The organism is Polaromonas sp. UC242_47 (assembly GCF_044452385.1).
Taxonomy (GTDB): Bacteria; Pseudomonadota; Gammaproteobacteria; order Burkholderiales; family Burkholderiaceae_C; genus Polaromonas.
Genome location: NZ_JBIOAO010000001.1, coordinates 200254 through 226324, shown reverse-complemented (window position 1 = coordinate 226324; position 26071 = coordinate 200254). Strand labels below are relative to the sequence as shown.

The following is a 26071-nucleotide window of genomic DNA, read 5'->3' as shown; positions in this document are numbered from 1 at the left end:
CGCAGTTTGATTTTTTTGAACGGCGGCTGTTCGGTTTTTGATGAGCTTAGTCAGCGAAAAAATTCACCGGCAGTCCCGGCACCGTCACCCGCATGGAAAACACCGCGCCCGACAGCGGCATCGCGGCCAGTTCGGCGGCCGGTCGGCCATGGCGGGCCGTCGTCAGATACAGGGTTTGCAAATCGTCCCCACCGAAACACACCATGGTCGGGCACACCACAGGCGTGGGAATCTCGGCCAGCACCTCGCCGCCGGGTGAGAGCTTGAGCACGCGCTGTCCTTCAAACATGGCCACGTAATAATTGCCTTCGCTATCCACCGCCGCCCCATCGGGCCGGCCGCCATAACCCGGCATGCCGGCCTGCCAGCCCGGCGGCTTGGCCGGGAATTGGCAGAACACGCGGCCGTGTTGCAGCTGATTGCCCGCAGCATCCCAGTCCCAGGCGCGTATGACATGGGCGGTGGTGTCGGACCAGTACAAGGTTCGGCTGTCGGGCGACCAGGCCAGGCCGTTGCCCACGGTGGCGTCGCCGGTTTTTTCCTCCAGCCTGGGCGGCTGGCCGCTGCCGTCCAAACAATACAGGGCCGCCTGGCGCGCATCACGCGGCTCGTAAATCGTGCTGGCCCAGAAACGGCCCAGCGGGTCACACTTGCCGTCGTTGAAACGGGTGGTGGCGGGATCATGCGCCGCAGCCACCCATTTTTCCAGCGCGCCGCCCCAGTTTCGCGCGCGGTAAATACCGTCGCGCAACGCAATGACCAAACCGCCGCTGCGCGCTGGCGCGATACAACCCGGCTCGGCGGGCATGGCCCAGCTTTCTACCGTGCCCATGAACACGTTGCAGCGATGAATCTGCCGGCCGGGAATATCCACCCAATACAGCGCCTGCTCATGCGGGTGCCAGAAAGGGGACTCGCCCAGTTCGCAGGCTTGGGCCACCAGGGTTTGCCAGGTCATGAATGAATTACCTTCTTGTTGGATTCGGGCGTGTGAAACGCCCCATGCGCCGGCCGTCGCCCTTCAATGCGCACAAGCGCCGGTCGTCGCGGGACTCCCGGCACTGGCCAGGATCAAGGGCATGAGTTTAGGCGCCAGCACCTTGAGCAATTGCACCGGCAAGCCGCTGGTGAAATCGTAGCCGGCGGCCTGCCCGCCCGGCACGTAGGCAATGATGGTGCCGAAAAACCGCTCGTCGATGTTGAACACAAAGGTCGCCGAACGATTCACCACGCGCGATTCAATCAGGCGGCCACCTGGGCCATAGGTATCAAAGCGCTGATCGCCGGTGCCGGTCTTGCCGCCGACGGAAAAAACGCGGCCGTCAGGCCGCACAAACGCCTGCTTCACACGTTGAGCGGTGCCGCCCGCCACCACCAGCCGAAGTGCGCCACGCACGGCTTGCGCCACTTCCGGCGCCAGTACCCGCTCGGCCTTGGCAGGCTGGTTTTGCAGCAGGGTTTCATAAGGCGTGGCGGCAGCAAAATGCAGCGACTGGATCCGTGTGGTGGGTTTGTGCAGCCCGTCGTTGACCAGAATCCCCATCAACTCTGCCAGCGCGGCCGGACGGTCGGCCGAGGCGCCGAGCGCGGTCCCGTAAGACGGGACCAGCGAGTTGAAGGGGTAACCCATCTGCGCCCATTGCCGGTGGATTTCCAGGAAGCCTTCGCTTTCGAGCAAACCCAGAATCCGCTGGTCTTGCGCATGTTTGCGATGGACGGAAAAAAGCCAGGCATACACCGCCTGCCGCTGGGCACTGCTGGCCAGCACCACTTGCGCCTGGGTCGCCCCCGGGTGTTGGCGCAGATAAGCCACCAGCCACAACTCCAGCGGATGCACGCCCGCGAGGTAGCCGCGATCGGCCAGCGACATCTGCGCCGGTGCGTATTGCACATACAGTCTGGCCAGTCTGGCTTCGTCCGGATCCACGCCGTCCGGCAGATTACCTTTCACAAAATCCTTGAACTGCGCCAGCGTGGCCTCAGGCGCAATGCTGCGGGACATGGCCGCCAGCCGCGACACCGTGGGGCGCCGGTTCTCCAGCAGCAGGGCTTGCATCTCCTGCGCGGTTTTGCCCTGGTATTTGGCCAGGAAACGGCGCATGAAGACCTGGCCTTCACGGTCGGCGAAACGGCTCAGGTAGGCGGCGCGGCGCGGGTCGCTCGCATCCTGCAGCAACTTGGCCGAGGAGCCGGGTGTCAGAAACATGTAGTGGTGCACGATGTCGCGCATCAGGCGGATAAACACCAGATTCACCGAGTTGCGCAGGCCGTCACGCACCGACATCACCCGACCCGCATCGTCGCGGTTGAAGTTGCTGAAATGATGCAGGCCGCCGCCTGTGAAAAAACCTTCACCCGTGCTGGCGGAATAACGCCGCTCCAGCGCCGCCTCCAGCATGGGGCTCAGGCCGGGGTCTTTGGACGCGAGAAAATAATCCACCGCCCAACGTGTCAGCACGTCCTGCCGGTCCACTTCCAGCGTGCGCAACTGTTTCTTGTCCAGCACCGACAGGCGCTGGTGCAAATTGGCCATGATGTCGAGATAAGTCACCAGCGTACGCAGCTTGGCCGTCGATCCCAGGTCGAGCTTGGTGCCTTCGTTGATGTTCAGCGGCTGGTCGAAGTTGTCGGTTTGCACCCGCAGGTAATTGGCCTGGGCACCACGTTCGTACAAGGTGACGCTGTACACCACCTTGGCCGGATCACCGCGCTCCAGCAACTGCTTGGCGGACAAGCCGGCGGCCTTGGCGCTGGCCGGATTGCGCAAGTCCCGCAACAGGTCGGTCACGGCGGTCTGCACCGGCGCGTTCAGCGTGCTGGCCACGCTGAGGTCCAGACGGTCCAGGTCATACAGGCGGCTGCCGCCCAACAGACCGGCCAGATGGGTGCGCACCGCATTGGCCGCCTTCTGCGTGACAAAGGAAACCGCAGGCGCCGGCACCCGGCTCACACGCCGGTGCAGCGGGGCCTTGAGGGCCGCATCACGCAGCGCGGGCGGAATCACCCCGGCACTGCCCAGCAGGCGCAGATGGCTGTCGGTGAGTTGCGTCAGCTCAGCCTCGTTGGCATCCAGGTAATACGAAGGCCGACGTTGTGAAATCAAGAGGCTGAGCAACTGCTTGAACTGTTGCGCCGGCTCGCTGAGGTCGGCATCACCGGCATCCATGTCCACGTTTTGCAGCAAGCGGTTGGCTTCCTTGATGTCGCCGCCGTACCAGACCCACAAACCGTCCCCCAGGCCATGCACCTCGCCATAACCGGCCTTGGCGGACAGCGGCATGGTGTTCAGGTAACTCAGCACCAGCTGGCGCCGCACCGCGCTGGTATCTTCCCCCTGCTGGTAGGCGCGCAAGGCGGCCGACACCATTTGCTGAAATTTTTCCCGGATCGAGGAGGTGCGGCCCTCGGATGAATGGCGGTATTTTTCGATCTGGGTCGCCAGGGTGCTGCCGCCGGGCGAGCGGCTCTCGCCCGTGAGTGTGGTTTTGGCCTTGGTCAAGACCGCACTGGCCAACCTGTCCCACTCCACCGCCGGGTTGCGTTTGGGATGATCGGGATCCAGCAGTTCGCGGTTCTCGATGAACAGCAGGCTTTGCACCAGAATTGGTGCGATGTCCTCAAAGTTCTCGTACACCCGCCGCGGATAACGTTCCTGGAACAGGCGGTCCTTGTGACAATCCACAATGCCCAGGCCGCTCTGGATTTTTTCAGGGTAGGGGGCGAAATAACCGGCATCCACGATCTCTGTCATGCCCTTGGACATGCGCGCCTGCTGGACAATCGCGAACTCCCGGCTCTGGAGCTTGTCGAGAAACACCGGCAACTCGGCATACCCCAGCCTGTCGTCATACGGGGCATTCGGCGGAAAACGTATCGCCGGACTCGGCCCCGGACCCAGTGCGTAATTGGCCTTGCCGGCCAGCCGGGAAAAAAAATACGCCTGGTAACTCGATGTGCGTATCTCCTGGACCACCAGCAAGCCCAGGACGAGCAGCAGGAGCAGCACGGAAGATGCCAAGATGATCTTGAAGCGCCGAGAAAAGGAAGTTCGCATGGCGTGCATACCCCTCATCCTGAGTTTTTTGGGTCCTCGGGCTGCGCCAACCGTGCCGCGCAAGCCATGCTTCACTATATGGACAAATCAGGAAAAACTGCAAGCCACCGTCGGCCCCTGCCGGCTTATGGCACACGCTCCACCTGCAGACTCATGTGTGCACTCATGGACTCGCCCGGCGCCAGCACCTGGATGCCCAGCGCATCGGCGTTACCGGCACCGGCCTGCATCAGGTTGACGGCGTTGTTGACATGGCTGACCGGCTCGATCGCCACAAAGTCGCGCGTGTTGTTGGTAAACACCACCAGGCGGCGCAGGCTGGACGTGATACGGGTAGAGAGCAGCTCGTCGCGCAAATGCGCCACACCGGTCCAGCCGTCAAAACAGTGGTCCACATCGAGGGCGGCGCAGTCCAGGTCGAGTCCGCTCGAAGGCTGGCGATGGGTGGGCAGCTTTTCGCCACTCATCTCCCAGCGCCCGGTGGCTTCAAATACCAGGTGGCTGCCAGGACGTTTGACAAAATAGGGGTGCCAGCCCAGACCGGCCGGGGCCGGTGTGGCCGACTGGTTGGTCATGCTGAGCGTGAGCTCCAGGGTGTTGCCGTGGAGCCTGAAGGTTTGCGAGGCATCAAAAGCAAAAGGCCAGGACGCGTCGGCCCGGTGTTCGCAGGCCAGCATCAGCAGCTCGTCGTTTTGCTCCAGCACCTGCCAGGGCCGCTGCCAACCCAGGCCGTGGATGGCATGCGGTTCCGGCCCGTTGTTTTGCACCAGGGGATGGCTGGTGCCCTGCCATTTCAGGGTGGCATGACCAACACGGTTGGAAAAAGGCACCAGCGGGTAACTGCCGGCCAGACGCACGGACAACAACTCGTTCGCGGGGGTGGAACGCAGAACCGGGATATCGCCCAGCCACAGGCCGCTGATACAAGCGCCCAGATCGGGCTTGATGTCACAACGCAGACTGGCGCTGGACAAGGTGATGGACTCGGTCATGGCGGGCTCCTTTTGCTGTCACGATTGTGCATCGGTGTGCCCAAAAAAAATGGCCCGCCAAACCGAAGTCCGTGCGGGCCCAACATCCAAAGGAGACTCTCGCTAGTCATTCCCGCCGTGGCTGCAGCGCAGCCACGGCCTGTCTGCTTTAACGGCTGTAAGCGGTTTCGCCGTGTGACGTGATGTCCAGGCCTTCACGCTCGGCTTCTTCGCTCACACGCAGGCCAATCAGCAGATCCGCGACCTTGTAGGACAGGAAAGCCACCACGCCAGACCACGCCACGGTGAGCAACACACTCTTGACCTGCACCCAGACCTGGTGGCCCATGGCGAAGTCGGCAGGCTGTGTGCCGCCCAGGCTGGGCGACGCGAACACACCCGTCAGGATGGCGCCTATGATGCCGCCGACACCGTGCACGCCGAACACGTCAAACGCATCGTCGGCACCCAGCATTTTCTTCAGGCCACCCACGCCCCACAGGCACACAAGGCCGGCCACCAGGCCCAGCACGATGGAGCCCATCGGGCCGACAAAACCGGCCGCTGGCGTCACGGCCACCAGACCGGCAACAGCACCGGAAGCCGCACCCAGCATGGACGCCTTGCCTTTGTGCAGCGCTTCGCCGCCTATCCAGGACAAGGTTGCGGCGCTGGTGGCCAGGATGGTGTTGATGAACGCCAGACCGGCCACGCCGTTGGCCGCGCCCGCCGAGCCGGCATTGAAGCCGAACCAGCCCACCCACAGCAGGGAGGCACCAACCATGGTCAAGGTCAGGCTGTGCGGCGTCAGGGCCTCCTTGCCAAAGCCGATACGTTTGCCCAGCATGTAAGCCCCCACCAGACCGGCCACACCGGCGTTGATGTGCACCACGGTGCCACCGGCAAAGTCCAGTGCGCCGTCTTTACCGAGCAGACCGCCGCCCCACACCATGTGGGCCATCGGGATGTAGCTGAAGGTGAACCAGAACACGGAAAACAGCAACACGGCGGAGAAGCGCATACGTTCGGCAAAGGAGCCGACGATCAGCGCCACCGTGATGGCCGCGAAGGTGGACTGGAAGGCCACAAACACGTATTCCGGAATGGTCGGCAAGGCACCCGACAAGGTGTCTGCGGCAATACCTTTGAGGAAAAGTTTGTCGAAGCCGGCGAAGAAAGTGCCTTCACCACCAAACGCCAGGCTGTAGCCGTAGATCGCCCACAACAAGGTGATGAGCGCGAAGATCACAAAGACCTGCACCAGCACCGATAACATGTTTTTGGAGCGCGACAGGCCGCCGTAAAACAGCGCCAGTCCGGGGATGACCATCAGGATGACCAACATGGTGGAGGTCAACATCCAGGCGGTATCGCCGCTATCGAGCTTGGGTGTTGGCGCAGGGGCCACGACCACAGCCGCAGGGGCTACCACCACGGTGGCGGGCGCCACCACCACAGCCGCCGGCGCCACCGCGGCCGCCTCTGTGGCGGCAGGTGCCGGCGTTTGCGCCAGCACGGCTGCGCCCAAGGTCAGCAAACTCAAACCCAGGGCAAGCGAAGCAAGTATTTTTTTCATGGCAATGTTCTCTTTTTAGGGTTGAGCCTTACAGGGCTTCCTTGCCGGTTTCACCGGTGCGGATGCGCACGACTTGTTCCAGGTTGTAGACAAAGACCTTGCCGTCGCCGATCTTGCCGGTGCGGGCGGCGCCCTCGATGGCTTCGATGACACGGTCAACCAGCTCGTCGGACACCGCCGCCTCGATCTTGACCTTGGGCAAAAAGTCGACGACGTATTCCGCGCCCCGGTAGAGCTCGGTGTGGCCTTTCTGGCGGCCGAAGCCTTTAACTTCGGTCACGGTGATGCCTTGCACGCCAATACCGGACAGCGCTTCGCGCACTTCGTCCAGCTTGAACGGTTTGATGATGGCGGTGACGAGTTTCATGTGTTCTCCTTTGCCCCAGCGTTTATGCCGGCTTGTTTCAGAAAGTTTTCTTGACCGAGAGGACCAGGCCATCTTTGGCCAGGTCACGCGTGCCCGAACCGGGCAAGGTGTAAGGCGCGGAACCCAGGCCGCTGGTGCCCACCACCGCTAGGCTCAGCACCAGGCCGTCGATGTCCTTGTTGACGGCCACCGAGTAGTCGGTATACGAGTTGCCGTTCTTGATTTTTTGCGCGCCGACGTGTGGCACGATGGACCAGCCCGAGCCCAGGTCAAAGTTGGCGCTGAGGTCAAGGTAGCCGCTGTTTTTGCTGTTGACCGTGCCAAACAAATTGGTGGTGGCGTGCGAATACTTGGCCGTGAACACCCCGTAGGTGAGGGCGCCGTACAACTCAAAGGTGTTGGGATTCACCAGGCCAGGCGTATTGCTCAGGTTGTTGCCGGCATACCAGTAATAGAGGCCACCAACGTCATAACCCAGGCCTTCGGCCAGGGTGCCTTTGTAACCCCCGTAGAGATCCACTTCCGCCGGGCCTTTGGTGGTGTTGGGGTTGGCTGTTGTGTCTTTCAGCCAGGTGATGGTCGTGGCCCAGGTCCCGAGATAAAAACCGCTGCTGTGGGCGTAGTCAATGCCGGCCGACAAAGCGGGCTTCTTGCCGCTTTGCGAAATACCGCGGTAACGGTAGTCCGTGGTGGCGCCTATGTTGTAGGACAACGTGGACTCCGGCACGGGCGCCGGCGCGGCGGTCTGGGCAAATGCCGAACCTGCCAGGGTCAGAACCATCACCAGCATTGATTTTTGAGCGGTCAATTTCATTAAAAACTCCATTGATAGTTAAAAGTAGGAACTGCAGCCAGCTTCAATTAGCATGGAGCGTGCCAAAGCTCCGCAGCGTCAAAGTTGTGCGTCTTCTCTTGCAGAGGCGGCCGCGTGACAAGATGTAGGGCAGAAAAAGAGGTTCGCACCAAGTCAGTGCCAAGTCGGGTGCGCATTCGTGGTGCGCCAGCAGGGAGAAAACGGACAATGAGCTTATCTTTAGTGCAAAGCCGTGCTTTGCTGGGCCTGCAGGCCCATCCGGTGTGTGTTGAAGTGCACCTGGCCAACGGTTTGCCCAGCCTCACCCTGGTCGGGCTGGCGGAGACCGAGGTCAAGGAAGCGCGTGAACGTGTGCGTTCGGCGATTCAAAACACCGGGCTGGAATTTCCCAGCAACAAGCGCATCACGGTCAACCTGGCTCCGGCGGACTTACCCAAAGACTCTGGCCGGTTTGACCTGGCGATCGCCCTGGGCATCCTGGCCGCCAGTGGTCAGATCGATACCAGCAAACTGGCCGGTTACGAATTCGCCGGCGAGTTGTCGCTGGGCGGCGATTTGCGCCCCATACGCGGCGCGCTGGCCATGAGCCTGGCGCTGGCGAGCGCTGACGCCGGCCAGGCCAAACCCAAACTTGTGCTGCCCGAAGGCAGTGCCCAGGAAGCCGCGTTGGTGCCGGGAACCGAGGTCTACCGCGCCCACCACCTGCTCGACGTGGTCAGGCAATTCCTGCCGGGCGATGCGCCACCCGAAGCCATGGACGGCTGGGTCCGGCTGCATGCCAGCGCGCAACACCAGGACATGCCCTACCCCGACCTGGCAGACGTCAAAGGCCAGGCAGCCGCCAAACGGGCGCTGGAAATCGCCGCGGCCGGCGGCCACAGCCTGCTGATGGTTGGTGCGCCTGGCTCCGGCAAATCCATGCTGGCCCAGCGTTTTGCCGGCCTGCTGCCGGCCATGAGCACCGAAGAAGCCCTGCAAAGCGCGGCGATTGCCTCGCTGGGCGGACGCTTCTCAATGGACCGCTGGGCCCAGCGCCCGACCTGCTCCCCGCACCATACAGCTAGCGCGGTGGCCCTGGTCGGTGGCGGCTCGCCCCCCCGGCCTGGCGAAATTTCGCTGGCGCACCATGGCGTGTTGTTTTTGGATGAATTGCCGGAATTTCCACGGGCTGCGCTGGAGGCTTTGCGTGAGCCACTGGAGTCAGGCAGCATCACGATTTCGCGCGCGGCCCAACGGGCGGAGTTCCCCGCGCGTTTTCAGCTGGTCGCCGCCATGAACCCCTGCCCCTGTGGTTACCTGGGCTCCAGTTTGCGCGCCTGCCGCTGTTCGCCGGACCAGGTCTCGCGTTACCAGGGCAAACTCAGCGGCCCGCTGCTGGACCGCATTGATCTGCATGTGGAAGTCGGCGCACTGGGCGCCGATGAATTGCTGGGCGCGGCGCCGGGCGAAAGCACGGCCAGCATCAGGCAGCGGACGGTGCTGGCCCGCGAACGCGCCATGACGCGCCAAGGCAGCAGCAACCAGGCGCTGCAGGGAAAAGCCATTGACACGCAGTGCCAGCTGGACGCTGCCGCCGCAAAGTTTTTGAACATCGCCGCAGCCCGCCTGGGCTGGTCGGGCCGCGGGATTCACCGCTGCCTGAAGGTGGCCAGAACCATCGCCGACCTGGCCGGCGACGCCAGCGTGCAGGTCGGCCATGTGGCCGAGGCGGTGCAATACCGCCGCGTGCTCAAGGCGGCGCACTGAGCGACGGAACAAACGCGCCTCTTTCGGCCGACACCGTACGCAAAAAGCGCCAGCTACCGGACGGTCGCAACAGTTATCGGTTCAGCTCATCCGAGCGCGCAGGCTGTACGCTGGCGGGGGCGGCCACGGGTTTCGGGCCGTAGCTGACGCCGTCATTGCCGCGCAGCGTAGAACCCTGCACCGTCACCTGGCTGCCTATGCTGGGGGGTTGCGCCACTTCCACCATGCGGCGCGAGCCGTCGTCCATGTGCACACCGACCTGGTACACCGTCTCTTTGCGGACATGGCCTTCAATCGCATTGCCGGCAAAACCACCGCCCACCGCGCCCAGAATGGTGGCGGCGGTCCGACCTCCGCCGTGGCCGACCTGGTTGCCCAGAACCGCCCCCAGCACGCCGCCAGCCACCGTTCCCACACCGACACCGGCCGGTTTGCTCGAACGTTCGACCGGCGTCACCGATTCAACCCTGCCGCACACCGCACACACCGGCGCGGCCGCCACCACAGGCGCGGGGGCGGGGTAAGGCGCGGGCGACACGCCGGAATAGCTGGGTGCCGGCGCCGGTACTGGCTTGGGTGCGGGTTTGACCACTTTTTTGATCGGTGCCGGTGCAGGCTTGGCGGGTGCCGCCGCCGGCTTTTCGGCCAGGTCGTCAGCGGCATTGGCAGCAGCAGCCGGTGCGGCCGGCGGCGGCGCCACGATGGTCGGGGCCGGCGTCACAGCCGCCACGGTGGCCACCGGAGGGGTCTGCGCACGCTGGTTGTAAATCATGGTGCCACCCATGCCCAACACCGCCACACTGAGAACGGCCACAGCCGCCCACAGGGGTTTGTTGGCGGACGATGCCGGTTGCTGGCCCGGCTGAAGATTTTCCGTGGAGGTGTTCATGGTCGACCTTTCGTGAAACGTGAATCGCAGTGCCCGGAAAGGGCCCCTTACCTGAACGTGCGAAACAGCCAAAAGGTACACGGCGCCCGCCTGCCGCGCGTGTTTTTTTGTAAAAACAGGGGATGTCGCCCCCAACGGGAGGGGAAAATCCCGCCCCTCGTGACAACCGTCACGCAGCCGGGCTACAAATTGGGCGCCAGCAAACGTTGCAGGTCTTCGGCCTTCTCACCGCGCCGCTTGGCCAGGTCCTGCAACTGGTCGTCGCCAATCTTGCCAACGTTGAAATACACGCTTTGCGGGTGGCTCAGGTAAAAACCGCTGACGCTGGCCGCCGGGGTCATGGCCAGGCTTTCCGTCAGCGCCATGCCGATGTCCGCCGCCTGCAGCAGCTCGAACATGTCTTTCTTGACGCTGTGGTCCGGACAAGCCGGGTAACCCGGCGCCGGACGTATGCCCTGGTATTTTTCGGCAATCATGTCCTCGGGACTCAAGGCTTCGTCGGCGGCATAACCCCACAAGTCCTGCCGCACGCGTTTGTGCATGGCCTCGGCAAAAGCTTCGGCCAGGCGGTCGGCCAGGGCCTTGAGCATGATGGACGAGTAGTCGTCGTTGTCGTCGTTGAAGTATTTTTCCTTCTTCTCGGCGCCCAGACCGGCGGTCACGGCAAACACACCGATGTAGTCCTGGATTTGTGAGCCTTTCAGGCCTGCAGCCCCCGCTCCTTGTGCGCGAGCAGCTATCACTTCAGGAGCGAGCTGCTTGGGCGCCACAAAGTCTGCCAGGCAGCGGCTGGGCCGCATCACGCCGTCGAGCGCGGTTTTTTCGGCTTGCTGGCGCAGACCGTACCAGGTCATGGCGACTTCGCTGCGCGACTCATCGGTATAAATCTCGATGTCGTCACCCACGCTGTTGGCCGGGTACAGCCCCATCACCCCGCTGGCCGTGAGCCAGCGGCCTTCGATCAGGCGTTTGAGCATGCGCTGGGCATCGGCATAGACCCGCACGGCCTCGGTGCCCACCACCTCGTCTTTCAGAATCGCCGGGAAAGGGCCGGCCAGGTCCCAGGTCTGGAAAAACGGGCCCCAGTCGATGTAGTTGGCCAGCTCCGCCAGATCGAAATTCTTGAACACGCGCCGGCCAATAAATTTGGGCACAGGCGGCGTGTAGTGGGCCCAGTCGATCGGCGTCTTGTTCGCACGCGCCTTGGCCAAAGGCCACATCGGGATTTGTTTTTTGTTGGCGTGTTGCGTGCGCACCTTGTCGTAGTCGCTGTTGAGCTCGTCGATGTATTTGGCGGCCTGGTCAGAGAGCAGACTTTGCGCCACACTGACGCTGCGCGAAGCGTCGGGCACGTAAACCACCGGGCCTTCGTAATGCGGCGAAATTTTGACGGCGGTGTGGACTCGGCTGGTGGTGGCGCCACCAATCATCAGCGGGATTTTCTTGATGCGGAAATGGTCGTCCTTCTGCATCTCGCCGGCCACGTATTGCATTTCTTCCAGGCTGGGCGTGATCAGGCCGGACAGGCCCACGATGTCGGCGCCTTCGATCTTGGCGCGTGCCAGGATTTCATGGCAAGGCACCATCACCCCCATGTTGACCACGTCGAAGTTGTTGCATTGCAACACCACGGTAACGATGTTTTTGCCGATGTCATGCACGTCGCCCTTGACCGTGGCGATGATGATTTTGCCCTTGGTCTTGACGTCGCCGCCGGCGGCTTCGAGCAGCAGTTTTTCGGCTTCGATATAAGGCAGCAAATGCGCCACCGCCTGTTTCATCACGCGTGCGCTTTTCACCACCTGCGGCAAAAACATCTTGCCCTGGCCGAACAAATCGCCGACCACGTTCATGCCGTCCATCAACGGGCCTTCGATCACATGCAGCGGCCGGCCGCCTTCGGCCTTGATGGCCTGCCAGACCTCTTCGGTGTCGGGCACGATGTGTTCGTTCATGCCGTGCACCAGGGCGTGTGACAAGCGCTGGCGCACCGGCAGGGCGCGCCACTCGTTTTTCTTCGTGTCGTCCTTGGCGCCGCTTTTGGCGGTTTCGGCGACTTCGATCAGGCGTTCGCTGGGCGAAAGTTCGGGCTCGCCCGGTTTGTAGACGGGCTGGCGATTCAGCACCACGTCTTCGACACGTTCGCGCAAGGTCGGCTCCAGGTCGTCATACACGCCGACCATGCCGGCGTTGACAATGCCCATGTCCATGCCGGCCTGGATCGCGTGGTACAGGAAGACCGTGTGGATGGCTTCACGCACCGGGTCGTTGCCGCGAAAGCTGAAACTCACGTTGGACACGCCACCGGAGACCTTGGCGCCCGGCAGGTTGGCCTTGATCCAGCGTGTGGCGTTGATGAAGTCCACCGCGTAGTTGTTGTGTTCTTCAATCCCCGTGGCAATCGCAAAAATGTTGGGGTCGAAGATGATGTCTTCGGGCGGAAAGTCCAGCTCGTCGACCAGCACGCGGTAAGCGCGTTCGCAGATTTCGATCTTGCGTGCGTAGGTGTCGGCCTGACCCTGTTCGTCAAAAGCCATCACCACCGCCGCCGCGCCGTAACGCTTGAGCAGCTTGGCCTGCTGCTTGAAGGACTCCAAGCCCTCTTTCATCGAGATCGAGTTGACAATGCCCTTGCCCTGGATGCAGCGCAGGCCGGCTTCGATCACACTCCACTTGGAGCTGTCGATCATGATGGGCACACGTGCGATGTCGGGCTCGCTGGCGATCAGGTTCAGGAAACGCACCATGGCGGCCTGGCTGTCCAGCATGGCCTCGTCCATGTTGATGTCGATGATTTGCGCGCCGTTTTCGACTTGCTGGCGCGCCACGACCAGCGCCTGCTCGTATTCGCCGTTGAGAATCATGCGGGCAAAAGCCTTGGAGCCCGTCACGTTGGTGCGCTCGCCAATGTTGACGAACAGGGTGCCGGCGCCAATGTTTACCGGCTCCAGGCCGGACAGTTTCATCGGGGGGACTTGAATTTCAGACATCACTCACCTTAGGAATCAAAGGTGAGCGCCGTTGCAAAGGCAGGCCGCGGCGGCCTGCTGTCACTCAAGCCTGACGAAACCGGGTTTCGCTGCAACGCTCCTTGAGTTGGATGTATTTTAAACGCTCCCCGATTCGCTTGCGCAAATCGGTGGCCATTTCAGTGAAATTTAGGCGGCTCAGGCCGTCAGTCGCGCCAGCGCTTCCTGGTATTTGGCTGCGGTTTTTTCGACCACGTCCTGCGGCACGCGCGGCGCGGGCGGGGTTTTGTCCCAGGGTTTGCCATTGACCAGGGTCTGCTCCAGCCAGTCACGCACAAACTGCTTGTCGTAACTGGGCGGGTTCTGCCCGGCGGCAAAGGCCTGCTCGTAACCTTCAATCGGCCAATAACGCGAGGAGTCGGGTGTCAACACCTCGTCCATCAGGGTCAAGGTGCCGTTTTCATCCAGGCCGAACTCGAACTTGGTGTCGGCAATGATGATGCCTTTGGTCAGCGCAAACGCCGCTGCGGCTTCATAAATCCGGATGCTGAGGTCGCGGATTTGTGCGGCCAGCTCCGGCCCCACCACCTTGACCATTTGCTCGTAGCTGATGTTTTCGTCGTGTTCACCCACGGCCGCCTTGGCGGCCGGCGTGAAGATAGTCGCCGGCAGTTTCGAGGCGTTTTTCAGGCCGGGCGGCAGGGCCACGCCGCAAACCGCCTGGCTCTCCTGGTACTCCTTCCAGCCGCTGCCGGCCAGGTAACCGCGCACCACGGCCTCGACCGGAATCGGCTTGAGGCGTTTGACCAGCATGGAGCGGTCTTTCACCTGCGGGATTTCAGCCGGTGTCACCACACTTTCAGGCGCCTCGCCGGTCAGGTGGTTGGGGCAGAGATTGCCCAGCTTGTCGAACCAGAACAGCGCCATCTGCGTCAGCAGCGCGCCCTTGCCGGGAATCGGCTCGCCGAGGATCACGTCAAAAGCGCTCAGGCGGTCGCTGGCGACCATCAGCAGCCGGTCTGTGCCCACGGCATAGTTGTCGCGGACTTTGCCGCGCGCCAGCAAGGGCAGGGAAGTAAGGGCCGAAGTGTGGAGTGCGGTGGTCATGGGTGCTTGCCAAAGTAAAAAAGCCCGCTGGTATCAGCGAGCTTTTTATTATCGCCCGTTCGAAAACCGGCGCGGGATTTTGTCGTTTTTTACTTAATTCACGACCTGGACCAGCTCGCCCTTGGCGTATTTGGCGGCGACAACGCTGAGCGACTCGCCCTTGATTTTGCTGGCCTGGCCTTCACAGCCGAACTCGATGTAACGCTGCTTGCAAATCGCCTTGGCGGCGGCCGTGGCGGGTTTGAGCCACTCGCGCGGGTCAAACTTGGCTGGATTTTCGGCCATGAATTTGCGCGCGGCGGCCGTCATCGCCAGGCGGATGTCGGTGTCGATGTTGATCTTGCGCACGCCAAACTTGATGGCTTTCTGGATCTCTTCGACCGGCACGCCGTAGGTTTCCTTCATGTCGCCGCCGTACTGGCGAATGATGGCCAGCAGGTCTTGCGGCACGCTGGACGAACCGTGCATGACCAGATGGGTGTTGGGGATGCGGCGGTGGATTTCCTTGACACGTTCAATCGCCAGGATGTCGCCTGTGGGCTTGCGCGTGAACTTGTAGGCGCCGTGGCTGGTGCCGATGGCAATCGCCAGGGCGTCGAGCTGGGTGCGTTTGACAAAGTCGGCGGCCTGCTCGGGGTCGGTCAGCAGCTGGTCGTGCGTCATCACGGCGTCGGTGCCGTGGCCGTCTTCCTTGTCGCCCTGCATGGTTTCCAGGCTGCCCAGGCAGCCGAGTTCGCCTTCGACCGAGACGCCGGTGGCGTGCGCCATGTCCACCACCTTGCGCGTGACCTCGACGTTGTAGTCGTAGTCGGCAATGGTCTTGCCGTCGGCCATCAAGGAGCCGTCCATCATCACCGAGCTGAAGCCCAGGTTGATGGCGCCCTGGCAAACATCGGGGCTCTGGCCGTGGTCCTGGTGCATGACCACAGGAATATGCGGGTAGCTCTCGACCGCGGCCTGGATCAGGTGTTTGAGAAACGCTTCGCCAGCGTATTTGCGGGCGCCGGCGCTGGCCTGCATGATGACGGGGGCATTGACCTCGTCAGCGGCCTGCATGATGGCCTGGACTTGCTCCAGGTTGTTGACGTTGAAAGCCGGAATGCCGTAGGTGTGAACTGCCGCATGGTCCAGCAGCTCGCGCATGGAAACGAGTGCCATAAATATATTCCCGGAAAGAGGGTAACTGGGTGGTAACTCCCCCCATTTTACCCGCTGTGCACCAGGCGGCCAGCAGTGCCCCCACACACCCGGGGCTTAAGCACCTGACCCTGCAGGCCGGCGCAGACCCGCAGGGTCAGCACCAGTTGCTCCTGATTTAATAGCTTTTTGTGCTTGTCACGACTGGTCTAGAGCCCGATTTGACTAGGCAACCCGGCAGATTTTCAGCATATTGGTGCCGCCAGGCGCACCCATGGGTTCGCCGCAGGTGATGGCGTACACGTCGCCGCTTTGCACGATGTTGCGGCGCAGCAGGTGGCCTTCGGCCTGGTCCAGCGCGGTGTCGCGATCGGCGCTGGTGTCCATCAGCAGCGGACGCACGTTGCGGTACAGCGCCATCCTGCGCTGGGTCGCCAGGTTGGGCGTCAGCGCGTAAATCGGCATACGGATGTCGTGGCGGCTCATCCACAGCGGTGTGGCGCCGCTGTCGGTCAGGGCCACGATGGCCTTGGCGCCCAGGTGGTGGGCCGTGAACAAGGCACCCATGGCAATCGACTGGTCGATGCGGGTGAAGGTTTTGCCGCTGAAGTCGGCGTCCAGCGCCGCGTATTCGGCTTTTTCGGCTTCCAGGCAGATGCTGGCCATTTCTTCAATGGTTTCCAGCGGGTATTTGCCAGCCGCGGTTTCGGCACTCAGCATCACGGCGTCGGTGCCGTCGAGCACGGCGTTGGCTACGTCGCTGACTTCGGCGCGTGTCGGCACCGGGTTCAACACCATGCTTTCCATCATTTGGGTCGCGGTGATGACCAGTTTGTCATACGCGCGGGCCAGCTTGATCATGCGTTTTTGCAGCGCCGGCACGGCGGCATGGCCCACTTCCACGGCCAGATCACCGCGCGCGACCATGATGCCGTCGCTGACCTGCAGGATTTCTTCGAGCTTGGGGATGGCCTCGGCGCGTTCGATCTTGGCGATCAGGCCGGGCTTGTGTTTGTAGGGTGCGGCGGCCACGTTGCAGAGCTGGCGCGCCATTTCCATATCGGTGGCGTTCTGGGGGAAACTCACCGCCACGTAATCGGCCTGGAAACTCATGGCGGTCTTGATGTCCTCCATGTCCTTGCCGGTCAGCGCCGGCGCGGTCAGCCCGCCGCCTTTTTTGTTGATGCCCTTGTTGTTGGACAAGATGCCGCCGACCTTGACGGTGGTGATCACCTCTTCGCCACGCACGGCATCCACCGTCAGCACAATCAGGCCGTCGTTGAGCAGCAAGACGTCGCCGGCACGCACGTCGCGCGGCAGTTCCTTGTAGTCCAGCCCGACACCCTTGAGGTCGCCGGGTTCCTGGCGCGAGGCGTCCAGCACAAACTTGGCGCCGGCCACCAGCATGACCTTGCCTTCGGCAAATTTGCCGACGCGGATTTTCGGACCCTGCAGGTCGGCCATGATGGCGACTTCGCGGCCGGCGCGCTGGGCGGCTTCGCGCACCATGACGGCCCGGTCGATGTGGTCCTGGGCCGTGCCGTGGCTGAAGTTCAGGCGAACCACGGTGACGCCGGCACGTATCATTTTTTCGAGCAGCGCGGGATCGCTGGAAGCGGGGCCAAGGGTGGCAACAATTTTCGTGGCACTGCTGTGCATGTCTGTCTCCTGTAATTTAGTTTCTGATTCTCACACGGAAAAGTTACAAACCGGTTACCGATCCCCCCTGTCCTCGCTCAACTTCCGCCGCTGCAGTGCCTCTGCCTTGATCTTGGTCAGATGGTGCGCGCCGCTCGGCCTCTAGGATCACAGGGTCAGCTTGCATCACAGGGTCAGCTTGCGACCCCACGCGGCGCCGCCCCGGTTTCGCCAGGCCACTCCCCCACCTCTTCCACGCTTTCGTCCATGATGCCTCCGCCTGAACACCCCGTGCCCGATTCTGCCGCCCCCCAGCCGCTGCCGACAAACGCCGCTTTGCCGCATCGCAAGGTCATACGCGCTTGGCTGCTGCCCTTGGCACAACGCAGCAGCTGGCGCGCCCTGGTCTTGCTCGCTGTCGACTACATGCTGCTGACGGCCTTGCTGGCCGGCGTGGTGGGCCTGGAGCCGGTCTGGCTAAAGCTCTTGTGCGGGCTGGCCGCCGGTTTTGTGATTGGCCGGCTGTTTGTGATTGGCCACGACGGCTGCCACCACAGCCTCACGCCACACCGCCGCCTCAACCGCTGGCTGGGCCGCATCGCCTTTTTGCCCTCGCTGACCGCCTACAGCCTGTGGGACGTGGGCCACAACGCGGTGCACCACGGCTTCACCAACCTCAAAGGTGTGGATTTTGTCTGGGCGCCGCTCACACAAGCGGAGTTTCGGGCTTTGTCGCCTTTGGGCCGCCTGATGCAGCGAATCTATCGCAGCGGCTGGGGCCCTGGCGTGTATTACCTGGTCGAGATCTGGTGGAAAAAGATGATGTTTCCGCGTGCCTCCAGCCTGGGCAACACCCGGCGCGCCATCTTCACCTGGGACTGCCTGCTGGTGACGGCGTTTGCCGCGCTGTGGATTGCTGGGCTGATAGCAGCAGCCTGGCTGACCTACCAGTCCGCGCTGCTTTTGCTGCTGCTGGGCTTTGTCGTGCCGCTGTTTTTCTGGTTCCACATGATGGGTTTTGTGATTTACGGTCACCACACCCACGTCAAGGTGTGCTGGCACGACGACCGCGCCGCCTGGCAACGCGCCCAGCCTTTTGTCTCGACAACCGTGCACCTGACCTTTCCCTGGCAGATAGGTACGCTGGTGCATCACATCATGGAGCACACCGCCCACCACGTGGACATGAGCATCCCGCTTTACCAACTCAAGGCCGCGCAAGCCAGGCTGGAAGAACTGCTGCCTGGCCGCATCGTGGTCCAGCGTTTTTCCTGGCGCTGGTATTTCGACACGGCACGTGCCTGCAAGTTGTATGACTTCAGGCGCCGCTGCTGGACCGACTTTGCCGGCCGCGCCACCAGTCCGCCGGCCCGCGCCGTTTTATAAGAAAAACAGGGCTCTAGCCCTCATGGGACGGGCGCAAACAGCTATCGAAACAATAGCGTTTTAGCTTTCTGCCCGGCGCTGCAAAATTTCGAAGGCCGGCAGGGTTTTGCCTTCCAGCACTTCCAGGAAAGCGCCGCCACCGGTGGAGATATAACCCACGTCTTTTTCAATGCCGTATTTGGCAATCGCAGCCAGGGTGTCGCCGCCGCCGGCGATGCTGAAAGCGCTGCTGGCGGCAATCGCTTCGGCAATGGTTTTGGTGCCGCCTTCAAAAGCGTCGAACTCGAACACACCGACCGGTCCGTTCCAGACAATGGTGCCGGCCGCCATCAATTGGGCTGCGAGTTTTTTCGCCGTGTCGGGGCCGATGTCCAGGATCAGGTCGTCGTCCGCCACCTCGGCCGCGGCTTTCACCGTGGCGACCGCATCGGCCGCGAAGGTTTTGGCGGTGACCACGTCGCTGGGAATCGGCACCTCGGCGCCGCGTGCCTTCATGGCCGCCATCACGGCTTTGGCTTCCTCCAGCAATTCACGCTCGGCCAGGCTTTTGCCAATCGGCAGGCCGTTGGCCAGCATGAAGGTGTTGGCGATGCCACCACCGACAATCAACTGGTCCACCTTGCCGGCCAGCGCCTTGAGGATGGTCAGTTTGGTCGAGACCTTGCTGCCGGCCACAATGGCGACCAGCGGGCGTTTGGGATTGGCCAGGGCTTTGGAGATGGCATCCATTTCGGCCGCCAGCAAGGGGCCGGCGCAGGCCGTGGGGACAAACTGCGCGATGCCGTAGGTCGAGGCTTCGGCGCGGTGGGCCGTGCCAAAGGCGTCGTGCACAAAAATATCGCACAACGCGGCCATTTTGCGGGCCAGGCCTTCATCATTCTTTTTCTCACCGGGATTGATACGGCAGTTTTCCAGCAGCACCAGTTGGCCCGGTGCCACATCCACACCGTCCACCCAGCCCGACAACAGCGGCACCTCGCGCTGCATCAACTCGCCCAGGCGTTGCGCCACGGGGGCCAAAGAGTCCTCAGGCTTGAACTGGCCTTCGGTCGGGCGGCCCAGGTGCGAGGTCACCATCACGGCCGCGCCGGCGTCCAGCGCCATCTGGATGCAGGGAATCGAGGCGCGGATACGCGTGTCTTCGGTGATGCGGCCGCTGTCATCTTGCGGCACGTTCAGGTCGGCACGGATAAACACACGCCGGCCTTGGACAAGGCCTTGGGCGCAGAGGTCGGAGAAACGGATGAATTTCATGAAAACTCGCAGTGAAAGGTTCGGGCCAACACGCCCAAAATCATCAAATTGTAGGTGCGCCACCCAGAGGGTGTTCTTACTGCCAGCAGGGGCCGCGGAACCGGCTTCGCCGGGCCGCAGGCGCAGCAGCCCCCGCGGGGGCAGGGAGTTACACGCAGTGAGCGACCGTGGGGGCCACATTCACCAGCCCAGTCCGATGTGCAAAGGCAGATACACCGCCATGCCGGCCACGATGGTGCCCAGCACACCTTTGCGCCAGAAAAACCAGGCGGCGCCGGCCAGCGCGGCAAAGATCCGGGCGTCCTGCCAGGTGTCGATCAACTGGCCCTGGGTCATGACAATCTCCGGAATGATGACGCCGGACAAGGCCGCAATCGGCGCGTAATGCAGGCCGCGTTGGGCCCAATGCGGCAGGCTCCAGGGCTTGCTGGAGATGAAGAAAAACGAGCGGGCGATCACGGTGACCACGGTCAGGCCGAGAATGGTGAGCACGGTCCAGGCATCCGTCCCGTTCATGTCGCACCGCCGGTTTCTGCCACGGGGGCTTTGGGTTTTTCGAGCAGCAGGCACACCGCCACGGCGGCGGCAATGGCCACCACGATGTTGAGTTTGAGCGGCAAGGCGAACACCGCCACCGCGGCCGCACCGGCCACACCGGCAGAAACCAGGCGCAAACGTGTGCTGGCCAGCGAACACATGATGCCGACCAGCGCCAGGATGCCGGCAAAACCCAGGCCCCGATGTGTCGGCACTGTATTGGCCAGGGCCGTGCCTAGCAAACTCGCGCCTACCCAGCTGAGCCAGTTGACGCCACAGTTGCCGGCCAGGTAAGCCTCCTGGGCGCGCAGCAGCGGCAAGTCATCCGGCGCCGCCGGCTTCGGATAACGCTGGGTGAACAGAACATAACTGAGGTCGGCCGTGAGGTAACCACTGAGCAGGCGCCGCCACAGGGGCTGGTGCATCAAATAAGGCCGCAGGTGGGCGCTGAACACCACAAAACGCAAGTTGACACAAAACGCCGTGGCCAGAATCACCCACATGGGGGCGCCCGCCATCATCAGCGGCACGGCCGCCAGCTGCGAACTGCCGGCAAACACCATCACCCCCATCAGCACGGCTTCAAACACACTCATGCCGGACTTGACCATGGCCACCCCGGTCATCAAACCCCAGGCGGCAATGCCCGGCGCTACCGACAACATCTCGCGCGCACCCCGGCGGAACTCCGGGTGCCTGAACAACAAAGCGGTCAAAACAGGTGTCCTCTGCTTGTTTATTTGGAAAAAACCATGCCTGCTGTCAGTACAAAACCGCGCAAAAACTCCGAAGCCTCCAGGGCTTTGCCGCCCGGCTTTTGCAGGCGGGTGACACGCAACACACCATCGATCGCGGCAATGTCCACGCCGTCCGCGCTGGCGGCCAGCACCTGGCCCGGCACGGCGCCATAGGGCCGCACACCGCCCGGCAAGGAGGTGGCCATCCAGAACTTGATGGTTTCCCCCGCCAGCAGGCTGGCCGCGCCCGGAAAAGGATTAAAAGCGCGTATGCGCCGCGTGATCACTTCGGCGCTTTGGGTCCAGTCAATCGCCGCTTCGTGTTTTTCAATCTTGTGGGCATAACTGATGCCCTGCTCGGGTTGTCGCACCGGGCTGAGGCCACCACAAGCCGCCAGCTCCAGCGCCTCGACCACCAGGCGGCCGCCTAACGCGGCCAGTTTGTCGTGCAGGCTGCCGGTGGTATCGGTAGGTGCGATGGGCATTTTTTCGACCAGCAACATGTCACCGGTGTCCAGGCCGGCGTCCATTTGCATCAGGGTGATGCCGGTTTCGCTGTCCCCGGCTTCGATGGCGCGGTGAATAGGCGCCGCACCACGCCAGCGCGGCAACACGGAGGCATGGATGTTGAAACACCCCAAGCGCGGCAGGTCCAGCACCCATTGCGGCAAGATCAGGCCGTAAGCCGCGACCACCATGGCGTCGGCCTGCGCGGCCTCCAGCGCCAGACGTGCCGCTGCCGCGTCTTCCGGGTATTTGCCGTCTAGCCGCAGGCTGCGCGGCTGGGCCACAGGGATGTTTTTTTCCAGCGCAAACTGCTTGACGCTGGACGCCTGCAATTTCATGCCGCGGCCGGCCGGCCGGTCCGGCTGGGTCAAGACCAGGGGGATATCAAAACCGGCGGCATGGAGTTGCTCCAAAGCCACACGGGCAAATTCGGGCGTACCCGCAAAAATAACACGCATGGTCTTATTTTCGCTGATGGCCAAGGCCTAAGGCCGCGTGAAAGAAATTCCCCGGCGAGCTTTCCCTTCCCCAACCAGCCAGGGCCGCGGATCTGGCTTTGCCAGTCCGCAGGCGCAGCTGCCCCCTAGGGGGCAGCGAGCTACACGAAGTGAGCGAGCGTGGGGGCTAATTTAAACCCGCTCTTCGTCCTTCTTCTGCTTGAGCATTTTGGTCTTGATGCGGTTGCGCTTGAGCGGCGACAGGTATTCGACAAACACCTTGCCCATCAAGTGGTCCATCTCGTGCTGGACACAAACCGCCAGCAGGCCTTCGGCGCTGTGGGTTTGCAACTGGCCATCCAGGTCCAGCGCCTGCACCTTGACGGCGCTGGCACGTTCCACGCCGTCATAAATGCCGGGCACCGAGAGGCAACCTTCGTCATTGATTTGTGTTTCGGTACTGGACCAGACAATTTCGGGATTGATCAGGACCAGCGGCTGGTCGCGCTCTTCGCTGACGTCAATCACCACCACCCGCTCGTGCACGTCCACCTGGCTGGCGGCCAGGCCTATGCCTTGGGCGTCGTACATGGTTTCCAGCATGTCATCGACCAGGCGGCGGATGCGGGCATCCACAGCCACCACCGGCTTGGCGACGGTATGTAAACGCTGGTCAGGGTATCGAAGAATGGTCAGTATGGTCATGGTGGCGGGCAATCAGATGTCGCTATTTTCGCTAATTTTCAGCATTCGCGCAGCGGCCAAACCGCATATTCGTTGCCTAATCAAGGGCTTAAGTACAGAATCGCTAGTGATTTATCACGTTACAAACACGGCGCACGGCCCCATGGCCAAAGGCCATGCCAGCCCCAAGGGCCTCAAGATGCAAACTATTTTTGGTGGGTTCAGTCAAGTTTCAATAGCCGCCGCCCTGCTGCTCAGCACGGCGGGTTTGCAGGCGCAAAATTTCCCGGTCACCGCCGGCCAGAAGGCCACGGCCAACCAGGTCGCCCAAACCGGTGTACCGCTGGCGGACCTGACCCCCAATGCGCCCGATGAATACACCGTCAAAAGCGGTGACACCTTGTGGGCCATTTCGGGCGTGTTTCTGACAAGCCCCTGGCGCTGGCCCGAGTTGTGGGGCATGAACCTGCAGGACATCCGCAACCCGCACCGGATTTACCCCGGCCAGCAGCTGTATCTGGACAAGTCCAATGGGCGCGCCACCTTGCGCACCCGCCAGTCCGCCTCTGCCGACGGCCAGCCCGGCGGCACGGTGCGGGTGTCGCCGCGCACCCGTTTTGAGTCGCTGGCGGACGCGGCCGTTCCGACCTTGTCGCCACAAACCATTGAGCCCTTCCTGGCCGAAGCCCTGATCGTCGACGAAAGCGCGTTTGCCATGGCACCCCGCATCGTCGCCACCCAGGAAGGCCGGGTCTTGCTGAGCCGCGGCGACCGCGCTTATGCACGCGGCGTCTACAGCAGCAAAGAGGGCGGCAAACCCCTGAGCGACGCCAAAGGAGAGCCGCTGGACTACCGTGTTTTCCGCAATGCCACACCGCTGAAAGACCCGTCCACCGGGGAAATCCTCGGTTACGAAGCCCAGTTTGTCGGCAAGGCCGAGCTGGTTCGCGGCGAATCCACGGCCAACGTGACCGGCAAGGATGGCAAGGTCAGCAGTGAAACCGTGCCGGCCACCATCAACATCGTTTCGTCCAAGGAAGAAATGCGTGTGGGTGACCGGCTGGCGCCGGAACCGCCGCGCGAACTGGTCAGTTACGTGCCGCGGGCACCGGCCACCCAGATCGAAGGGCAAATTGTCTCGCTTTACGGCAGCGCCGTGCGTTATGCCTCCGGCAACCAGGTGGTGACCATCAACCGTGGCAGCCGGGACGGCCTGGAACGTGGCCACGTGATGGCGATTTTGCACAGCGGCGAGCGGGTCACCGACCGCACCGACTCGGCCCGGACCCAGATCAGGCTGCCGAACGAGCGTAATGGTTTGCTGATTGTTTTCCGCACCTATGAAAAGTTGTCTTACGCCCTGGTCCTGCAAGTCAGTGACGGCGTGAAAGTGGGCGACCGCTTCACCAACCCCAACTGAGATCAAGCGCAGAGGCCAGCCCCGCCCGCCCGTGGACGCCACCGAACTTCGCGCCTGGCTGCGCCTCACGCTGACGCCGGGTCTCGGCAACACCGGCATACGCAAGCTGCTTGTCGCGTTTGGGTCAGCGCCCGCCATCTTTGAGCAATCCGCCAGCACCTTGCGCCAGTTCGGCTCCGAGCGGCTGGCGGATACGCTCCAGGCCACACCCGACACCCTGGCCCAGCAGTTGCAAACCACCTTGGACTGGCTGCAAGAAGCAGACAACCGGCGTGTGGTGACACTGGGCGACCCCGCTTACCCGGCCGCCCTGCTGGACATTGAAGACCCGCCTTCCATGCTTTATATGCTCGGCGCCCTTGATGGACGGACGCAAGCAGCTATTGAAAACAGAGCGCTCTGCCTCGCCATGGTCGGCAGTCGCAACCCGACACCCCCAGGCGAGGCCAACGCCAGGCAATTTGCCAAGGTGTTTGGCGAAGCCGGTCTGTGTGTGGTTTCCGGCATGGCGCTCGGCGTGGACGGCGCGGCGCATGACGGCGCCCTGCTGGGCGGCGGCATCACCTTGGCGGTGGTCGGCACCGGCCTGGACCGGGTCTATCCGAAACAACATTTGGACCTAGCCCACCGCATTGCCCAGCAAGGCCTGATCATCAGCGAATTCCCGCTGGGCACGCCCCCGCTGACCGCCAACTTCCCCAAACGCAACCGCATCATTTCCGGCCTGGCGCAAGGCACGCTGGTGGTCGAAGCCGCGCTGAAATCGGGCTCGCTGATCACCGCCCGCCTGGCCGCCGAACAGGGCAAAGAGGTTTTTGCCATTCCCGGCTCCATCCACTCCCCGCAGTCACGCGGTTGCCATGCACTGATCAAACAAGGCGCCAAACTGGTGGAATCGGCGCAGGATGTGCTGGAAGAACTGAAATTGCCGCATGCCGCGGCGGACCCGCCCGACAGCGGCACGGATGCTGACGCGCCGCCAACCGAACACCCGCTGCTGTCGGCCATGGGCTTCGATCCGGTCAGCCTGGACGCCTTGCAGGCCCGCACCGGCTTGGCCACGGCCGAGTTGCAGGCCCAGTTGCTGGCGCTTGAAATGGCCGACGCCATCGCCAGGCTGCCGGGCGGACTGTTTCAGCGCATGGCCCTGGGCTAAGGCGGGATTCAGCGGGCTAAACCTTAACTGCGTTATATTGGACGCATGTTTGAAGTGTTGGTGTACGTTTACGAAAATTATTGGCAAGGTGATGCCTGCCCCGAGCTGCATCAGTTGAGCCGCAAGCTCACCGCAGTCGGGTTTGAAGCGGAAGAAATCCAGGCCGCACTGGTCTGGCTCAACGGCCTGAACATCGCCGCCCAGAACACCCAGGCGAGCCGGCCGGCCGCGGAAACCGCCACCAGCCCCGACCTGCCGCCGGCCATTGCCCCGGCTGGTTTCCTGCCGCAATCCGCTGGCAGCCTGCGTGTTTATTCGGTGGCCGAACAGGAACACCTGGGGGCGCCAGCCCTGGGGTTTGTCAGTTTCTTGGAGTCCTCTGGCGTGTTGCCACCACACATGCGGGAAATTGTGATGGACCGCGCCATGGCGGCGCCGGGCGAACCGCTGGCACTGGATGACCTGAAAATCATCGTGCTGATGGTGTACTGGAGTTTTGGCGAAGAGCCCGACGCCCTGGTCCTGGACGAACTCTGCGACGACGCCGAGTTCCGTGTCGCGCACTGATAAGAGCCCCCACGCTCCCCACTTCGTGTGGTTCGCTGCCCCCCCCGAGGGGGCGCTGCGCCTGCGGCCCGGCGAAGCCGGTTCCGCGGCCCCGGCTGGTGAAGAGGTAGCCCTCAAA

The 26071-nt window shown here is 62.7% G+C and carries 21 protein-coding genes and 1 riboswitch; of the genes, 5 read left to right on the top strand and 16 right to left on the bottom strand.

The genetic code is table 11. The features are described 5' to 3' along the window. Positions 1-46: 46 nt before the first annotated feature. The 6 genes from ACHMXK_RS01090 to ACHMXK_RS01065 form a co-directional block, all read right to left on the bottom strand. Positions 47-958: an SMP-30/gluconolactonase/LRE family protein gene (locus tag ACHMXK_RS01090; protein ID WP_397436919.1), complete on the bottom strand. Its 912-nt coding sequence runs from the start codon at positions 956-958 to the stop codon at positions 47-49. A gap of 63 nt (positions 959-1021) precedes the next feature. Then, positions 1022-4006: a transglycosylase domain-containing protein gene (locus ACHMXK_RS01085; RefSeq protein ID WP_397436917.1), complete on the bottom strand. Its 2985-nt coding sequence runs from the start codon at positions 4004-4006 to the stop codon at positions 1022-1024. A 173-nt stretch (positions 4007-4179) separates the two neighbouring features. Further along, entirely contained in the window at positions 4180-5046 is an 867-nt protein-coding gene (locus tag ACHMXK_RS01080) for an aldose 1-epimerase (protein WP_397436915.1), read from the bottom strand. A gap of 148 nt (positions 5047-5194) precedes the next feature. Next, on the bottom strand, positions 5195-6601 hold the full coding sequence (gene amt / locus ACHMXK_RS01075) for an ammonium transporter (RefSeq protein ID WP_397436913.1): 1407 nt from the start codon (positions 6599-6601) through the stop codon (positions 5195-5197). A gap of 28 nt (positions 6602-6629) precedes the next feature. Beyond that, a complete protein-coding gene (glnK, locus tag ACHMXK_RS01070; RefSeq protein WP_318403651.1) occupies positions 6630-6968 on the bottom strand; it encodes a P-II family nitrogen regulator in 339 nt (112 codons plus the stop codon). Positions 6969-7005: 37 nt separating this feature from the next. Next, positions 7006-7782, bottom strand: a complete 777-nt coding sequence (locus ACHMXK_RS01065; RefSeq protein ID WP_397436911.1) for a TorF family putative porin — start codon at positions 7780-7782, stop codon at positions 7006-7008. Positions 7783-7989: 207 nt separating this feature from the next. Between ACHMXK_RS01065 and ACHMXK_RS01060 the strand changes: the two genes are divergently transcribed. Further along, positions 7990-9528, top strand: a complete 1539-nt coding sequence (locus ACHMXK_RS01060; RefSeq protein WP_397436909.1) for a YifB family Mg chelatase-like AAA ATPase — start codon at positions 7990-7992, stop codon at positions 9526-9528. Positions 9529-9601: 73 nt separating this feature from the next. On the opposite strand, the gene ACHMXK_RS01055 is transcribed toward ACHMXK_RS01060, so the two are convergent. The 5 genes from ACHMXK_RS01055 to pyk all read right to left on the bottom strand — a co-directional run bounded on the left by ACHMXK_RS01055 (position 9602) and on the right by pyk (position 17289). Beyond that, a complete protein-coding gene (locus ACHMXK_RS01055; RefSeq protein ID WP_397436907.1) occupies positions 9602-10417 on the bottom strand; it encodes a glycine zipper 2TM domain-containing protein in 816 nt (271 codons plus the stop codon). A gap of 182 nt (positions 10418-10599) precedes the next feature. Continuing rightward, positions 10600-13383, bottom strand: a complete 2784-nt coding sequence (gene metH, locus ACHMXK_RS01050) for a methionine synthase (protein WP_397436905.1) — start codon at positions 13381-13383, stop codon at positions 10600-10602. Positions 13384-13423: 40 nt separating this feature from the next. Continuing rightward, positions 13424-13516: riboswitch (S-adenosyl-L-homocysteine riboswitch) on the bottom strand. Between the two features lie 68 nt (positions 13517-13584). Beyond that, positions 13585-14493: a phosphoribosylaminoimidazolesuccinocarboxamide synthase gene (locus ACHMXK_RS01045; protein ID WP_397436903.1), complete on the bottom strand. Its 909-nt coding sequence runs from the start codon at positions 14491-14493 to the stop codon at positions 13585-13587. A 93-nt stretch (positions 14494-14586) separates the two neighbouring features. Continuing rightward, complete coding sequence (fba, locus tag ACHMXK_RS01040) at positions 14587-15651, bottom strand: class II fructose-bisphosphate aldolase (RefSeq protein WP_397436901.1); 1065 nt, start codon at positions 15649-15651, stop codon at positions 14587-14589. A gap of 204 nt (positions 15652-15855) precedes the next feature. Then, positions 15856-17289 (bottom strand): pyruvate kinase, encoded by a 1434-nt coding sequence (gene pyk, locus ACHMXK_RS01035; RefSeq protein WP_397436899.1) that lies wholly within the window; start codon positions 17287-17289, stop codon positions 15856-15858. A gap of 270 nt (positions 17290-17559) precedes the next feature. On the opposite strand from pyk, the gene ACHMXK_RS01030 reads away from it, so the two are divergent. Further along, positions 17560-18654, top strand: a complete 1095-nt coding sequence (locus ACHMXK_RS01030; RefSeq protein ID WP_397436897.1) for a fatty acid desaturase — start codon at positions 17560-17562, stop codon at positions 18652-18654. Between the two features lie 60 nt (positions 18655-18714). Here the strand turns inward: ACHMXK_RS01030 and ACHMXK_RS01025 are convergent, their stop codons facing one another. The 5 genes from ACHMXK_RS01025 to def form a co-directional block, all read right to left on the bottom strand. Beyond that, positions 18715-19908, bottom strand: coding sequence for a phosphoglycerate kinase (locus ACHMXK_RS01025; protein ID WP_397436895.1), 1194 nt, complete (start codon positions 19906-19908; stop codon positions 18715-18717). A gap of 180 nt (positions 19909-20088) precedes the next feature. Further along, entirely contained in the window at positions 20089-20424 is a 336-nt protein-coding gene (locus tag ACHMXK_RS01020) for an AzlD domain-containing protein (protein ID WP_397436893.1), read from the bottom strand. Further along, positions 20421-21110, bottom strand: coding sequence for an AzlC family ABC transporter permease (locus ACHMXK_RS01015; RefSeq protein WP_397442412.1), 690 nt, complete (start codon positions 21108-21110; stop codon positions 20421-20423). The genes ACHMXK_RS01020 and ACHMXK_RS01015 overlap by 4 nt, the downstream gene beginning before the upstream one ends. Before the next feature lie 71 nt (positions 21111-21181). Continuing rightward, complete coding sequence (gene fmt, locus ACHMXK_RS01010) at positions 21182-22147, bottom strand: methionyl-tRNA formyltransferase (RefSeq protein WP_397436891.1); 966 nt, start codon at positions 22145-22147, stop codon at positions 21182-21184. A gap of 171 nt (positions 22148-22318) precedes the next feature. Continuing rightward, positions 22319-22831 carry a peptide deformylase gene (gene def / locus ACHMXK_RS01005; protein WP_397436889.1) on the bottom strand — a complete coding sequence of 171 codons (513 nt, stop codon included), beginning with the start codon at positions 22829-22831 and terminating at the stop codon, positions 22319-22321. Positions 22832-23009: 178 nt separating this feature from the next. Here def and ACHMXK_RS01000 point away from each other — a divergent pair, with 178 nt between their 5' ends. Genes ACHMXK_RS01000 through ACHMXK_RS00990 form a run of 3 tightly spaced genes read left to right on the top strand, consistent with a single transcriptional unit; the run spans position 23010 to position 25953 of the window. Continuing rightward, complete coding sequence (locus ACHMXK_RS01000) at positions 23010-24230, top strand: LysM peptidoglycan-binding domain-containing protein (RefSeq protein ID WP_397442411.1); 1221 nt, start codon at positions 23010-23012, stop codon at positions 24228-24230. A gap of 31 nt (positions 24231-24261) precedes the next feature. Then, positions 24262-25386: a DNA-processing protein DprA gene (gene dprA / locus ACHMXK_RS00995; RefSeq protein WP_397436887.1), complete on the top strand. Its 1125-nt coding sequence runs from the start codon at positions 24262-24264 to the stop codon at positions 25384-25386. Positions 25387-25431: 45 nt separating this feature from the next. After that, complete coding sequence (locus tag ACHMXK_RS00990; RefSeq protein WP_397436885.1) at positions 25432-25953, top strand: DUF494 domain-containing protein; 522 nt, start codon at positions 25432-25434, stop codon at positions 25951-25953. Positions 25954-26071 lie beyond the last annotated feature (118 nt).

Bases quoted from the DNA above. Each gene is read 5' to 3' on its own strand.
- ACHMXK_RS01020 (WP_397436893.1), bottom strand. From the start codon at position 20,424: ATGAACGGGACGGATGCCTGGACCGTGCTCACCATTCTCGGCCTGACC.
- ACHMXK_RS01080 (WP_397436915.1), bottom strand. From the start codon at position 5,046: ATGACCGAGTCCATCACCTTGTCCAGCGCCAGTCTGCGTTGTGACATC.
- ACHMXK_RS01015 (WP_397442412.1), bottom strand. From the start codon at position 21,110: ATGTTGTCGGTAGCGCCGGGCATTGCCGCCTGGGGTTTGATGACCGGG.
- amt (WP_397436913.1), bottom strand. From the start codon at position 6,601: ATGAAAAAAATACTTGCTTCGCTTGCCCTGGGTTTGAGTTTGCTGACC.
- glnK (WP_318403651.1), bottom strand. From the start codon at position 6,968: ATGAAACTCGTCACCGCCATCATCAAACCGTTCAAGCTGGACGAAGTG.
- ACHMXK_RS01025 (WP_397436895.1), bottom strand. From the start codon at position 19,908: ATGAAATTCATCCGTTTCTCCGACCTCTGCGCCCAAGGCCTTGTCCAA.
- fmt (WP_397436891.1), bottom strand. From the start codon at position 22,147: ATGCGTGTTATTTTTGCGGGTACGCCCGAATTTGCCCGTGTGGCTTTG.
- def (WP_397436889.1), bottom strand. From the start codon at position 22,831: ATGACCATACTGACCATTCTTCGATACCCTGACCAGCGTTTACATACC.
- fba (WP_397436901.1), bottom strand. From the start codon at position 15,651: ATGGCACTCGTTTCCATGCGCGAGCTGCTGGACCATGCGGCAGTTCAC.
- ACHMXK_RS01055 (WP_397436907.1), bottom strand. From the start codon at position 10,417: ATGAACACCTCCACGGAAAATCTTCAGCCGGGCCAGCAACCGGCATCG.
- ACHMXK_RS01060 (WP_397436909.1), top strand. From the start codon at position 7,990: ATGAGCTTATCTTTAGTGCAAAGCCGTGCTTTGCTGGGCCTGCAGGCC.
- ACHMXK_RS01065 (WP_397436911.1), bottom strand. From the start codon at position 7,782: ATGAAATTGACCGCTCAAAAATCAATGCTGGTGATGGTTCTGACCCTG.
- ACHMXK_RS01000 (WP_397442411.1), top strand. From the start codon at position 23,010: ATGCAAACTATTTTTGGTGGGTTCAGTCAAGTTTCAATAGCCGCCGCC.
- ACHMXK_RS01045 (WP_397436903.1), bottom strand. From the start codon at position 14,493: ATGACCACCGCACTCCACACTTCGGCCCTTACTTCCCTGCCCTTGCTG.
- pyk (WP_397436899.1), bottom strand. From the start codon at position 17,289: ATGCACAGCAGTGCCACGAAAATTGTTGCCACCCTTGGCCCCGCTTCC.
- ACHMXK_RS00990 (WP_397436885.1), top strand. From the start codon at position 25,432: ATGTTTGAAGTGTTGGTGTACGTTTACGAAAATTATTGGCAAGGTGAT.
- metH (WP_397436905.1), bottom strand. From the start codon at position 13,383: ATGAAACTGTCCGGCCTGGAGCCGGTAAACATTGGCGCCGGCACCCTG.
- ACHMXK_RS01090 (WP_397436919.1), bottom strand. From the start codon at position 958: ATGACCTGGCAAACCCTGGTGGCCCAAGCCTGCGAACTGGGCGAGTCC.